At 36.5% G+C, this 13,217-nt stretch carries 10 protein-coding genes; 7 read left to right on the top strand and 3 right to left on the bottom strand.

Going from position 1 to position 13,217, the window contains the following annotated elements; all coding sequences use genetic code 11:
* The first annotated feature begins 78 nt into the window (after positions 1-78).
* From HMPREF0634_RS04715 to HMPREF0634_RS04705, 3 genes are all read left to right on the top strand, one after another.
* Positions 79-1,929, top strand: coding sequence for a tetratricopeptide repeat protein (locus HMPREF0634_RS04715; RefSeq protein WP_007789334.1), 1,851 nt, complete (start codon positions 79-81; stop codon positions 1,927-1,929).
* Between the two features lie 109 nt (positions 1,930-2,038).
* A complete protein-coding gene (locus HMPREF0634_RS04710; protein ID WP_007789430.1) occupies positions 2,039-2,974 on the top strand; it encodes a magnesium transporter CorA family protein in 936 nt (311 codons plus the stop codon).
* 13 nt (positions 2,975-2,987) lie between these two features.
* Entirely contained in the window at positions 2,988-3,692 is a 705-nt protein-coding gene (locus HMPREF0634_RS04705; protein ID WP_007789347.1) for a hypothetical protein, read from the top strand.
* 52 nt (positions 3,693-3,744) lie between these two features.
* On the opposite strand, the gene typA is transcribed toward HMPREF0634_RS04705, so the two are convergent.
* Positions 3,745-5,583: a translational GTPase TypA gene (gene typA / locus HMPREF0634_RS04700; protein WP_007789466.1), complete on the bottom strand. Its 1,839-nt coding sequence runs from the start codon at positions 5,581-5,583 to the stop codon at positions 3,745-3,747.
* Between the two features lie 156 nt (positions 5,584-5,739).
* The gene (locus HMPREF0634_RS04695; protein WP_040565761.1) at positions 5,740-5,940 is read right to left on the bottom strand and encodes a hypothetical protein; all 201 of its coding nucleotides are present in this window, start codon (positions 5,938-5,940) and stop codon (positions 5,740-5,742) included.
* 190 nt (positions 5,941-6,130) lie between these two features.
* On the opposite strand from HMPREF0634_RS04695, the gene HMPREF0634_RS04690 reads away from it, so the two are divergent.
* Positions 6,131-8,398, top strand: a complete 2,268-nt coding sequence (locus tag HMPREF0634_RS04690; RefSeq protein ID WP_007789440.1) for a heavy metal translocating P-type ATPase — start codon at positions 6,131-6,133, stop codon at positions 8,396-8,398.
* Positions 8,399-8,530: 132 nt separating this feature from the next.
* Here the strand turns inward: HMPREF0634_RS04690 and HMPREF0634_RS04685 are convergent, their stop codons facing one another.
* Positions 8,531-8,827 (bottom strand): Dabb family protein, encoded by a 297-nt coding sequence (locus HMPREF0634_RS04685; protein WP_040565760.1) that lies wholly within the window; start codon positions 8,825-8,827, stop codon positions 8,531-8,533.
* A gap of 270 nt (positions 8,828-9,097) precedes the next feature.
* Here HMPREF0634_RS04685 and HMPREF0634_RS04680 point away from each other — a divergent pair, with 270 nt between their 5' ends.
* The 3 genes from HMPREF0634_RS04680 to HMPREF0634_RS04670 all read left to right on the top strand — a co-directional run bounded on the left by HMPREF0634_RS04680 (position 9,098) and on the right by HMPREF0634_RS04670 (position 13,017).
* Positions 9,098-9,781: a response regulator transcription factor gene (locus HMPREF0634_RS04680; protein WP_007789459.1), complete on the top strand. Its 684-nt coding sequence runs from the start codon at positions 9,098-9,100 to the stop codon at positions 9,779-9,781.
* Between the two features lie 92 nt (positions 9,782-9,873).
* Positions 9,874-11,247, top strand: coding sequence for an NCS2 family permease (locus tag HMPREF0634_RS04675; RefSeq protein WP_007789361.1), 1,374 nt, complete (start codon positions 9,874-9,876; stop codon positions 11,245-11,247).
* Positions 11,248-11,397: 150 nt separating this feature from the next.
* On the top strand, positions 11,398-13,017 hold the full coding sequence (locus HMPREF0634_RS04670; protein WP_007789379.1) for an ABC-F family ATP-binding cassette domain-containing protein: 1,620 nt from the start codon (positions 11,398-11,400) through the stop codon (positions 13,015-13,017).
* Positions 13,018-13,217 lie beyond the last annotated feature (200 nt).

Genomic DNA, 13,217 nt, shown 5'->3' with positions numbered 1-13,217 from the left:
TTTATATTTACTTTACTTTTTAAATGCTATATAATTATAAGTGAAAAAGTATGCAAATGAGAGTAAGGGGTGAAAGAGATGTCACAAAATCCAAAGGTGGATTATTTAAAAGGTAACTTCTATGAAAAAATTGGCAAGTCTGAACTTGCAGTTGAAAAATTTAAAGAAGCAGCAGAGTCTGGATATGAAAGAGCCCAACTTATTCTAGGTCAACTATATGATAGCCAGGGAGAAATAGAAAAGGCAGAAAACTGGTACAGGTCTGCCTTTAATAATGGTGTTGATTATGCAGCATTTAACCTTGGAAACATGTACTATAATAATGAAATCTATGATACATCCCTTTATTGGTATGAAAAGGCAGCAGAAAAGGGTATTCTTGCAGCTAAAAACAATATTGGTGTCATTTACTATATACTAGAAGATTATGAAATGTCTGAGAAAGTTTTAAAGGAAACTGCCGAGGCTGGTTTTGCTAAGTCTTATTTCAACCTTGGTCTCTTGAATATAGAGCTGGGCAATAAGGACTTGGCCGAAGAAATGTACGAGAAGGGGGCAGCCCTTAATGATGAGGATTCTATCTATAATCTGGCAGTTATAGAGATGGACAGGAGCAATTTTACCAGGTCTATGGACCTTTACAGGAAGCTTTTAAAGAAAAAGCACCTCAAAGCTGCAATAAACCTTGGTGTCTTGAGTGAGCTTTCAGAGAACTTTGCAGACGCCGAAAAGGCATATAATATTGCAGCAGATGAGGGTGACCCAGATGCCCAGTATAGGATGGGCTTTATCCTAGATAGGAAGGACAAGTCATCTGATGCAATCCACTACTACGAGTTAGCAGTAGCTCAAAACCATACTATGGCAAAGTATAGGTTAGCCAACCTTTATAATAGGAACAATGACACAGACAATGCCAGGATATACTATAAGATGGCAGCAGATGATGGTGTCAAAGAGGCCAAAAACAACTTGGCAGGTATCCTTTTTGAGGACAAGAACTACAAGGAGGCTGGCCTTTATTACAAGCAGGCCATAGCCCAGGGATGCTATAATTCTGCTGAGAATATGGGTGACCTGTGTAGGACTCTAAAGGAATATGATATAGCTATTAACTACTATAAGATGATACCTGATAACATAAATTGTCAGATTAAATTAGCCAATATATATGAAAAACTAAATGATTTGGATAATATGATAGATTGGTATAAAAGGGCAGCTGATCACGGGGATATAGAATCCTGCTTCAAGCTGGCTAGTATCTATGAAAAAACTGCTAATGAAAAAAAGGCCCTTAGATACTACCAAATAGCTTCTGACCATGGTCACCAGATAGCCAAACTCTATGCGGGCAGGCTATATTTTATGCAGACCAACTATGAGGAAGCCAAGGCTTATCTTGAGGAGCCTGCAGAACTCAATAATATATATGCCTTAAATACCTTAGCTGTCATGTATGACAACTTTTTTAAGGACCCTAAAAAGGCCATTGAGTACTATGAAAAAGCCATAATGCTTAATTGTACTGAGGCCATGTATAACCTTGCCCAGTTGATGTTTAGGAGTTTTGAATATGATAAGGCGGAAAAATACCTAAAAATGGGGGCAGAAAATGGCAATAAGAGGTGTGAATACTTCTTGGCAGCCTTTTACTACAGGAAGTCAATAGATATGTTTAAGTCCCTGGCCAACCTTAATTATGAGAATTCCAATGAACTCCTAAATGATATAAGGCATATGGACTTTATTGATGATCATCTATTGATGACAGACTTTTCTATATATCCACTTGAATACGAAGTTATAAAGGAAGATGTAGAGCCCCTTTATATTATAGATATAGATGAAGACATAACCAGCCTACTTAGTCAGGGAGATGTTAGGATGGCTGTAGACCAGGGTCAGGTTGAAAATATTGATATTTAAACCAGTATAGATTAACTAGGCTAGTCTGATGGTAAAATTAATATTATGGAATAAATTAAGATTAGAGTTTACATAAGAAATACTATAAGATTCAGAAAGGGGTGAGCTTATGATAAGATACTATAAAACGGTTAATGAAAATTTAGAAAGACTAGATGAATTTGAAGCAAGTTGTTGGATAAATCTTACTGAGCCAACCTCCAATGAAATTGAAGATATTAGTAAGCTTTTAGAAATAGATACAGATATTGTGGCTGCAGCCCTAGACAATGAAGAGAGTTCCAGAATAGAGTATGATGATAATTACACCCTAATCTTGATTGATATACCCTTCGATATGTCAGACTCAAAGTCTTCTAACTATATGACAGTACCTATTGGTATAATACTTGCCAAGGACTGTATCATTACAATCTGCTCTAAGCAGACGAGAATTATAAATGACTTTATAGTAGGCCATGTCAAGGACTTCTATACCTATATGAAAACTAGGTTCATCCTGCAAATCCTATATAGGAATGCAACCTTCTACCTGCTATATCTAAGAAGGATTAATAATACCACTAACCTTATAGAGCAGGAAATCCATAATTCTATGAAGAATAAGGAACTCCTACAATTATTGCAGTTGGAAAAGTCTCTGGTATACTTTTCAACATCACTGACAGCCAATGAAGCTACTCTAGACAGGTTGCTAAAGCTAAACGTTATAAAGCACTATGCTGAGGATGAAGACCTTCTAGAGGATGTAATTATAGAGAATAAACAGGCCCTACAAATGTCCAAGATGTATGGTGATATCCTTAGTAGGATAATGGATGCCTTTAGTGCAATTATAAGCAACAACCAGAACAATGTTATGACCTACTTAACTGTAGTAACAATAGTAATGGCAGTTCCAACCATTATTTCTGGTCTCTTCGGTATGAACGTTGGTGGTATCCCATTTGCTCACCATCCATTTGGATTTTTGATTGTAAATGTGGTTACTATACTTATATGTTTCTTGTCTACTGCCTACCTAATAAAGAAGAGGCTCCTATAGGATGGTGAGATAGATGAAAGAAGAAAATTATGAGAAATTACTACATATAAATACCTCCAAGATTGAAAGTAGAATGGACAATAAAACTATCTACAACCGCTATGAGCCAACACCATATAAGGCTCTAATCAAGCTTTTTGATGAATATAAGGCTGGTATAGAGGACCACTTTGTAGACTTCGGCTCAGGTAAGGCAAGATTTGCATTTTTAGTAAATTTTCTCTTTAATTCAGCCTGTACTAGTGTAGAAATTTGTGAGGACTTCCATAAGATGGCCTTGACGAATAAGAAAAACTACCGGCCAAGAAACCCAGCTTCCAAGGAGAGGTTATTTTTTGTAAATTGTCCAGCAGAGAAGTACCAGGTGAGTGGATTTGAAAATAAGTTTTATTTTTTCAACCCCTTCGCCTTAAGTATATTTATAAGCGTAGTGAATAATATTTATAGGTCAGTTGAAGAAAGGCCTAGGGAGGTAGATATAATCCTCTATTACCCATCTTATGAATATATCGAATACCTGGAAAATAGGACTAACTTTCATTTGTATAAGGAAGTCTTCCTTGATGATTCTAAGAATGATCCCAGGGAAAGGTTTGCTATATATAGGTTGGGTGAGGACAAGCCTATTTACGATGATTGTTTTACAAGTATATGTATCAAGTCAGTATACAGAAGAGACTTGATGATTTTTCAAAAATATAAGAAAAGGTCACTGTAATAGAGTATTTTAAACCTATACAGTGACCCTTATTTTTATTTCTTTTATTTTTTTAGTCAATTACCTTATTCTGTAATGACCTGTTGTATTTTATCCTATCTTGTTCGTTTAGGACCTTCTTTCTTAACCTGATTGAATCAGGTGTTACTTCTACTAATTCATCATCCTCTATAAATTCCAAAGATTCTTCTAGGGTAAATATCTTTGGTGGTGATAACTTGATGGCATCATCTGAACCTGATGCCCTGACATTCGACATCTTCTTATTCTTACATGGGTTAACCACCATGTCTTCTTTTCTAGAGTTCATACCAATTATCATACCCTCGTATACGTCAACGGCTGGATCAACAAATAGGATACCCCTAGATGATAGGGCATTAAGGGCATAACCCATAGTCTTGCCTGCAGTCTGAGATACTAAAACACCATTTAATCTTGATGGTATTTCACCCTTGTAGTCATCAAATCTTTCAAATGATGAAAGTAGGGTACCTTCACCCCTAGTGGCATTTATAAATTCACTCCTGTAACCAAGTAATCCTCTTGTAGGTACCAAAAATTCTATCTTTACATAGTCGCCCTCTAGGATTTCCATTGACTCCATTAGACCCTTTCTCAGATTTAATTCGTTGATAACTGTGCCCGAGTAAGCCTCTGGACAAGAAACAGTAACCCTTTCTATAGGTTCAACAAGGTTGCCTTCCGGGTCCTTATGCATAAGTACCTGTGGCTTTGATACTCCTAATTCGTAGCCCTCTCTTCTCATATTTTCTATAAGTATTGAAAGGTGAAGCTCACCACGACCACTAACCCTATAACCATCTGTAGTTTCAAGAGGTTCTACCTTTAGACCAACATTAACTTCTAGTTCCTTTTCAAGCCTGTCCTTTATATGCCTTGTAGTTACAAACTTACCACTCCTGCCGACAAATGGTGAATCATTAACCATGAAGTTCATAGATAGGGTAGGCTCCTCAATTAAGATGGCACCCATTGGCTTTGGATTATCTTGACTACATATAGTTTCACCTATAGCTATATCGGGTATACCAGCAACCACTACCATTTCACCACTCATAGCCTGGTCAGTTTCAACCTGCTTAAGTCCCTCGTAAACTGATAGCTTAGAAATTTTACCCCTTCTAGGCTCATGGCCCTCTGAGCAGATGCAAATCTGTTCTGTTGAGTCTAACTTGCCCTTAAATACACGGCCGATTCCCAGTCTTCCTATATAATCGTCATAGGCTAGGGCAGAAATCTGAACCTGTAGGGGCTCATCATCATAGTCTGGATATGCATCTACATGGTTAATTATTGTTTCAAATAGGGGAGATAAGTCCTTACCCTCATCCTCTAGTTCTTTTAGGGCTATACCCTGCTTGGCTATACCATATACAATAGGGAAGTCACACTGTTCATCTGTTGCATTTAAGTCAACAAATAGGTCAAATACTTCATTAACAACCTCTTCAGCTCTCTGGTCCTTCTTGTCTATCTTATTGATGAATAGGATAGGTCTTAGACCCTGTTCTAAAGACTTCTGCAGTACGAACCTTGTCTGAGGCATTGGTCCCTCAGTTGCATCTACTAGTAGTATAACTGTATCTACAGTCTTTAATACACGCTCAACCTCAGAAGAAAAGTCACTATGGCCAGGTGTATCAACTATATTGATCTTGTATTCACCATGTCTTATAGAACAGTTTTTTGAGTAGATTGTTATACCCCTTTCCTGTTCCAGGTCGTTACTGTCCATTACGCAGTCTTTTACGACCTCATTATCTCTAAAAACACCACTTTGATTTAGGAAGGCATCTACTAGGGTAGACTTTCCGGCATCAACATGGGCTATTACTGCTATATTAATTATATTATGCTTAATACTCACTAAAATCGCTCCTTTATAATACATATTAAATTTTAATCAACTTTTATATTATACCAAATAATAGGAATACTGTATAGAAAAATCTAAACAAAAAGCCCTGATTTTCACATTTTAGCAAAGATCAGGGTAAAAAATATCCTTATATAGAGAAAGGTACTATTTTTTTGGCATAAAGTCATCATCCTTGTTGTATGATGTAACCAGGTAAGTAAGTACAAAACCACATATCAAGCCTCCTATAATTGGAAACATGGGTACATCTGCATGCAATATATACTTGTAGATTAAACCACTCACTGAAGAAAAAACAGAGAATAGGGCTACAAATAGTAGTAAATTTCTAGTTGACTTGCTCATAAAGAACCCCCTCGTCTATAATTGTATGGATAACTACAAGTATCCATACAATTATTATAAGGCAAATATAAAAAAAATACCATATATATTTTCCCACTTGATTTAATATACCTCATAGGGGTATAATAGGCTTATAGATGAAAATAATTATAGATTCATAGTATGAATCTATTGATACAGGAGGTAAGTCATGGAAGATAAGGATATTAAATTAGAAAAAATAGATTTTTCAGTCTTGGGTATGTCATGTGCAGCTTGCTCAAAATCTGCAGAAAGATCACTAAAAAAGACCGAGGGTGTATCTTCAGCAGTGGTCAATATTGCTACAGAAAAAGCCAGTGTAGAATACGATCCAAAAGTGTGTAATGTAGACAATTTGAGGGCTGCAGTAGAAAAGGCCGGCTTTACAATGGAATTAGAGGACCATATAGACAGGGAAGATGATACAACCAGTTTTAAGAGATTTCTAGTCGCCATAGTATTTGCTAGTTTGCTATTTACAATATCTATGGGGCCTATGGCAGGTATAAGTCTACCAGCCATAATTTCACCACATCATAATCCATTAAATTATGCCCTTATACAGGCGATTTTAGCCATTGTAGTCATGGTAGCCGGTAAAAAATTCTATATCAAGGGATTTAAGGCCCTATACCAACTGGGTCCTAATATGGATTCCCTAGTAGCTGTATCTACATCTGCATCCTTTATATACAGTATTATATCTACTTTTAAGGTAGCCTATGAACCTGGCTTTGCAGATAATATACTTGCCAGTGGCCACCACCTGCCCCTATACTATGAGTCCTGTGCCATGATTATAGCTTTGATAATGTTGGGTAAGTATTTAGAAGGCAGGAGCAAGTCAAAAACGTCTGAAGCCATAAAGTCCTTGTTGGAACTCCAGGCTAAGATAGCTATTATAGAGGTTGATGGTCAGGAAAAGGAAGTGGAAATTGATAAGGTAAGGGTAGGAGATATAGTTATAGTAAAACCAGGTCAAAAAATTCCTGTAGACGGTAGTGTTATATTCGGGTCTACTTCCATAGATGAATCAATGTTGACAGGAGAGAGTATACCAGTTGAAAAAACAGTAGGTGACCCAGTTACAGGAGCCAGTGTTAATAAAAATGGATACATTAAATTTAAGGTGGAAAAGGTGGGCAAGGATACCACACTTTCACAAATTATAAGACTCGTGGAGGAAGCCCAGAATAGGAAGGCTCCTATAGCCAACCTGGCTGACCTTATATCAGGTTACTTTGTACCAACAGTAATAGGAATTGCCCTAGTTTCAGGTCTTGCCTGGTTATTTATCGGAGGAACAAGTTTCCAGTTTGCCTTCACTATATTTATATCTGTCTTGGTAATTGCCTGCCCATGTGCACTTGGTTTGGCAACACCTACAGCCATTATGGTTGGAACAGGTAAGGGGGCAGAGAATGGTATACTAATTAAGGGTGGAGACTCACTAGAATCTGCCCACAAGATAAGTACAGTGGCCTTTGATAAGACGGGTACAATTACCGAGGGTAGACCTAGGGTTACAGGTGTGAAAAATTTAAGTAAATCCCTAGATGAAGATCAGCTTATGTCATTCGCGGCATCGATAGAATCAAATTCCGAGCACCCCTTGGCAGATGCCATCGTTGACTACTCTAAAGAAAAAGGGGTAGAAATATATCCAGTTGAAGACTTTGTAAGTATAACTGGCAAGGGGGTAGAGGCTCTTATTAATAAAAAAAGGGTTAGCCTGGGAAATCTCAAGCTAATAGATAGCTATGGTGACATAAATGACAAGTCTAGCCTAAAATCTATGGTAGATGAATATGCTGAAAGGGGAAATACGCCTATGCTATTGGCTATAGATGGACATGTCAAAGCAATTATAGCAGTTGCCGATACCATTAAGGAGGACAGTGCTAAGGCCGTAGAAAAGCTCCACCAGATGGGAATAAAAGTTGCCATGATTACAGGTGATAATGAAAAGACAGCCCTGGCCATAGCCAAGCAGGTAGGAATAGATATAGTAAGGGCAGATGTCCTTCCATCAGAAAAATCTCAGGTAATTAAAGACCTACAAGACCAGGGTGAGTTTGTTGCCATGGTTGGTGACGGTATAAATGATGCCCCTGCCTTGGCCCTAGCTGATGTTGGCATAGCAATTGGCAGTGGTACTGATGTGGCTATAGAATCCGCAGATATTGTCCTAATGAAGAATAGCCTAATGGATGTGCCTAATTCAATCAAACTTAGTAAAGAAACTATAAGAAATATTAAAGAAAATCTTGGTTGGGCTTTTGGTTACAATATTATAGGTATACCTTTTGCAGCCGGTCTAATTTACTTGTTTGGAGGACCTCTTCTAAACCCTATGATAGCAGCTGCAGCCATGAGTCTATCATCTGTCAGTGTGGTTTCTAATGCCCTAAGGTTGAGAAAGTTTAGGACATTTTAATCACTTGATTTTTTAAAAATATACACACGAAAAAAGGGAAGTATAGAGTTAGATAAATCCTCTATATTTCCCTTTTTACTTTTAAAAATAGTCTATTAGACTTAATATAAAATAAATAAAATTCCTGATCTATTATTCATGAATATCTATAACAGACTTTTCTTTTAATCCTAGAGACTTTAGTTTAACAAGGACCTCTTGGTGGTCTGGGTGGTCTATATATCCTCCTAGATCGCCTGCTTGAGCAAGGTCTACAAATAGGACTAAATCCATATTATTTTCCTTTTCTGGTAAGCAGTTGATGAAAAACTTATAACCCTGAATTACCTTGTGAACCTTTTCTAATTTTTCATAGGTTTCTGATACTAATCTATCCACCTTTCCTAGGCAATCCTTATTCTCAAACTTGAATAAAACTATATGCTTCACGCTGAACCTCCTGTAGAATTATTTTTCTCTTTTATTATATAATAAAAGAGCTAGATTTCCAATATATTATTTTATAATATAAGACTATATTTCTCATATGATATATAATATTCATATTATAACGAACTTTATTTCTTGAATATTGCTATAAAATTTGATATAATTGTCTATAGATTGTAGAGGCTTACTGTATTTATATAGGAAATTGAATGAGTCAGGATAATCTGATATAATATTTCTGTAAGTGAGCTTGAGAGAAGGGATAATATTATGAATCGACAAAGAATTCTAATTGTAGAAGACGATAAGGAAATACTAGAGTTGACAGCTGAATTTTTGCAGGCTAAGAACTACCTGGTTGATACTGCCACTAATGGGGTTGAATGTATTAAAAAGTTTAAAGAATCTAAGTACGATATGATCATCTTAGATATAAAGATGCCTAATTTAGACGGACATACTACTTGTAAGATGATTAGAAATACTTCTAATATTCCCATAATATTCCTTACTGCCTTGTCTGACGAATCCGACCAGATAAAGGGCTTTGAACTTGGTTGTGATGACTATATTACTAAGCCATTTTCCTTTAACCTCTTACTAAAGAGGCTGGAGGCAGTACTAAGGAGGAGTCACAACGAAAATAAAAATACTTCATTGAACTTTGAGGATATATCTCTAGACCTGAATACCTACACCTTAAAGGTTAAAGATGCAGTCGTAGAGTTGACTCTTAAAGAGTTCAATATACTTAAAGAGTTAATAGAAAAATATCCACAGGTAATTACCAGGGAAACCTTATTAGACAGTATATGGGGCTATGACTACTACGGAGATTCCAGGATAGTTGATGCACATATAAAGAATATAAGGAAAAAAATTGGCCTACCCTATATAAAAACGGTTAAGGGCATTGGATATACACTAGAGAAACTTGAAGGAAATCAGGACTAGATAATTATGTTATTTCAAGTTGGGCCTCTTTAGGAGGATGGACTCAACTCTTGATATATTTTATTATTTATTTTTAATTTTGGAGGTACTAAATGAACTCAAATCAGAAAACTGCTAGTAGACAGGGGCCTTTTCCCCTGCTTTCTGAAAAAAATGTTAATATGAAAAAAGAAATATTAGCAGGTATCACAACATTTTTAACTATGGCTTATATTATCGCTGTTAACCCTAGTACACTAGCTGCTGCTGGTATGGATGCTGGAGCCCTGGTAACTGCTACATGTTTAGCCGCGGCCCTTGGTTGTTTTATTATGGGATTTGTTGCTAACCTACCATTTGCCCTTGCATCAGGTATGGGCTTAAATGCATTCTTTGCATATACAGTTGTTTTAAAGGGTGGGGTACCATGGGAAACTGCACTTACAGCAGTATTTGTAGAAGGTATTATCTTTATATTCTTAACATTATTTAAGGTTAGAGAAGCAGTAGTTAACTCTATACCACTTAATATGAAGCATGGTGTTACGGCTGGTATAGGTATCTTTATAGCCTTCATAGGTTTAAAGGGATGCGGTCTTGTAATAGCAAATGAAGCTACTTTTGTTAGTATGGGTCACCTTTCACCTACAGTTATATTTGCCTTTGTTGGCTTATTTGTAATAGGTGTTATGGACAAGAAGAATATGAAGGGGTCTATCTTGGCTGGTATAGCAGTATCTTCTATAATGGCTTGGATATATGCTGTGCTTAATCCAGAAATGGCAGCTAAGCTTGGAATTTATCTTCCTACAGGTATATTTAAGTTCGAATCAATTGCTCCAATAGCTGGTAAGGTTGACTTTGGATTTTTCTCACATCCAAAAGATATTGGTAACTTCTTTGTTATAGTTTGTACTTTCTTGTTTGTCGACTTCTTCGATACAGTAGGTACTCTAGTTGGAGTTTGTTCTAAGGCTAATATGTTAGATGAAAATGGCAATGTACCAAATGTTGGTAGAGCCCTACTGGCTGACTCATTAGCAACTACTATAGGCGCCCTACTAGGTGTATCAACAGTAACTACATATGTTGAGTCATCAACAGGTGTACTTGCTGGTGGTAAGACAGGTTATACAGCTATTACTGTAGGTATCCTATTCCTCATGGCTATGTTCTTCTCACCAATATTTATAGCTATCCCAGCTTGTGCGACTGCACCAGCCCTTATATATGTTGGTTACTTGATGATTAGCTCTCTACGTGAAGTAGACCTACACAATGTAACAGAAGGTCTTCCAGCCTTTATTACAGTTATCAGTATGGCCCTTACTTACAGTATAGGTGATGGTTTAACTATAGGTATCCTATCATATGTATTGATTAACCTAATTTACAATATCTTTGCTAAGCCAGATGAAAGAGAAAAAGTATCTTGGGTAATGATCATATTGGGAATCCTATTCCTAATTAAATTATTATTCTTATAAAATGAGTCAAGGATAAATATTAATTGACAAAAACTGTCTAATTGGTATAATTAAATATAGGTTAAATATCTGGGACTATTGTATATGTACTTATTCAATAGTCCTTTATCTTGAAAAAAATTATTTTACATAAATATGAGAGGAGATACTATGTTACAAGTAACAGATGTCGGCTTAAGATTTGGCGACAAGGAGCTATACAAGGAAGTAAATCTTAAATTTACAAAGGGAAACTGCTATGGTGTAATTGGGGCAAATGGAGCAGGAAAGTCAACTTTCTTGAAAATATTGTCCGGTGAAATTGAGCCTAATACAGGAGTAATATCAATAACAGACAAGGAAAGAATGTCTGTACTAAAGCAGGACCACTTTAAATATGACCAAACTTCTGTCCTAGATACAGTCATAATGGGACATGAAAGACTATGGACTATTATGAAGGACAAGGATGCCCTATATATGAAGGAAGACTTTTCAGATGAAGATGGTATAAGGTTAGCCGAATTAGAAGGTGAATTTGACGAATTAGACGGTTGGGATGCAGAAACTAATGCTGAAAAAATCCTTATGGGATTAGGTATAGAAAAGGACCTTCATTACTCGCTTATGGCAGACCTAACGGGTGCCGAAAAGGTCAAGATTTTATTGGCCCAGGCCCTATTTGGTTCTCCTGAAATACTTTTACTGGACGAGCCTACAAACCACCTGGATTATTCATCTATAAAGTGGCTGAATGAGTTTATAATAGGCCTAGATGAGACCATAGTAATAGTAGTATCCCATGACAGGCACTTCCTGAACACTATATGTACCCATATCGTTGATGTAGACTTTGGAAAAATCCAGCTATATACTGGTAACTACGACTTCTGGTATGAGTCAAGCCAGCTAGCCCTACAGTTAATGAAGGACCAGAATAAGAAGGCAGAAGAGAAGATTGCCCAGCTAAAGGAATTTATAGCCAGGTTTTCATCTAATGCTTCCAAGGCTAAGCAGGCAACTTCCAGGAAGAAGCAGCTAGAAAAGTTAAACATAGAAGAGATACAGCCTTCTAGAAGGAAGTACCCATATGTTGCCTTTAAGCCAGAAAGAGAGATTGGTAATGAGGTCCTAGAAGTCCACAATATAACTAAGGTAATTGATGGGGTTAAGGTCCTAGACGATATATCATTCAGGCTAGAAAATGATGACAAGGTAGTCTTTATGGGGGATGATATGGCTGCTACAGCCCTATTTAACATCCTATCAGAAAGGGATACTGACTTTGAAGGTAGCTTCAAGTGGGGTGTAACTACTTCTCAGGACTATATGCCGAAGAACCACAATGAATACTTCGATGGTTGTGAATTATCCTTAGTAGACTGGCTAAGACAGTATTCAGAAGAGAAGAGCGAATCATATATCAGGGGCTTTTTAGGCAGGATGCTATTTAGTGGTGATGAAGCCCTTAAGGAGGCCAACGTCCTAAGTGGAGGAGAAAAGGTTAGGTGCATGCTATCAAAGCTAATGCTATCAAATGCTAATGTATTGATGTTAGATGATCCAACCAACCACTTAGACCTTGAATCTATAACTTCAGTCAATAAGGCCTTAGAAGATTATAAGGGCGTTTTACTATTTACATCACATGACCACCAGTTTATATCCTCTATAGCAAACAGGATTATATTTATAGGTGAAAATGGAATCCTGGATAGAAAGACTAACTTCGAAGACTTTATAGAAAGTGAAGAAATACAGGACCTATTAAAGAAAATTGTTCAGCAGTAGGTTATCAAAATATAAATAAAGGTATCAAAACTATAATTTTATATTTGAAACCCTTACTTTTTAAGAGTTTATAGGTATAACTACTGACACTTATAAACCTAATTTATAAAATAAATTTTCTAGAATGGTAAGAAAATAATAGTGTACTTATGATTACAATAAATTAGTCTCTACTACAAGTCATTTATTGTAACCATAAA

Origin of the sequence: Peptostreptococcus stomatis DSM 17678, assembly GCF_000147675.1 — a bacterium.
Taxonomy (GTDB): Bacteria; Bacillota; Clostridia; order Peptostreptococcales; family Peptostreptococcaceae; genus Peptostreptococcus; species Peptostreptococcus stomatis.
Note: the sequence above shows the minus strand (reverse complement) of the source record. Positions and strands in the feature narration are given on the sequence as shown.

Excerpts from the sequence above, each read along its gene's own strand:
- HMPREF0634_RS04675 (WP_007789361.1), top strand. The coding sequence starts at position 9,874 with ATGAACTCAAATCAGAAAACTGCTAGTAGACAGGGGCCTTTTCCCCTG.
- HMPREF0634_RS04695 (WP_040565761.1), bottom strand. The coding sequence starts at position 5,940 with ATGAGCAAGTCAACTAGAAATTTACTACTATTTGTAGCCCTATTCTCT.
- HMPREF0634_RS04715 (WP_007789334.1), top strand. The coding sequence starts at position 79 with ATGTCACAAAATCCAAAGGTGGATTATTTAAAAGGTAACTTCTATGAA.
- HMPREF0634_RS04705 (WP_007789347.1), top strand. The coding sequence starts at position 2,988 with ATGAAAGAAGAAAATTATGAGAAATTACTACATATAAATACCTCCAAG.
- HMPREF0634_RS04690 (WP_007789440.1), top strand. The coding sequence starts at position 6,131 with ATGGAAGATAAGGATATTAAATTAGAAAAAATAGATTTTTCAGTCTTG.
- HMPREF0634_RS04710 (WP_007789430.1), top strand. The coding sequence starts at position 2,039 with ATGATAAGATACTATAAAACGGTTAATGAAAATTTAGAAAGACTAGAT.
- HMPREF0634_RS04670 (WP_007789379.1), top strand. The coding sequence starts at position 11,398 with ATGTTACAAGTAACAGATGTCGGCTTAAGATTTGGCGACAAGGAGCTA.
- HMPREF0634_RS04680 (WP_007789459.1), top strand. The coding sequence starts at position 9,098 with ATGAATCGACAAAGAATTCTAATTGTAGAAGACGATAAGGAAATACTA.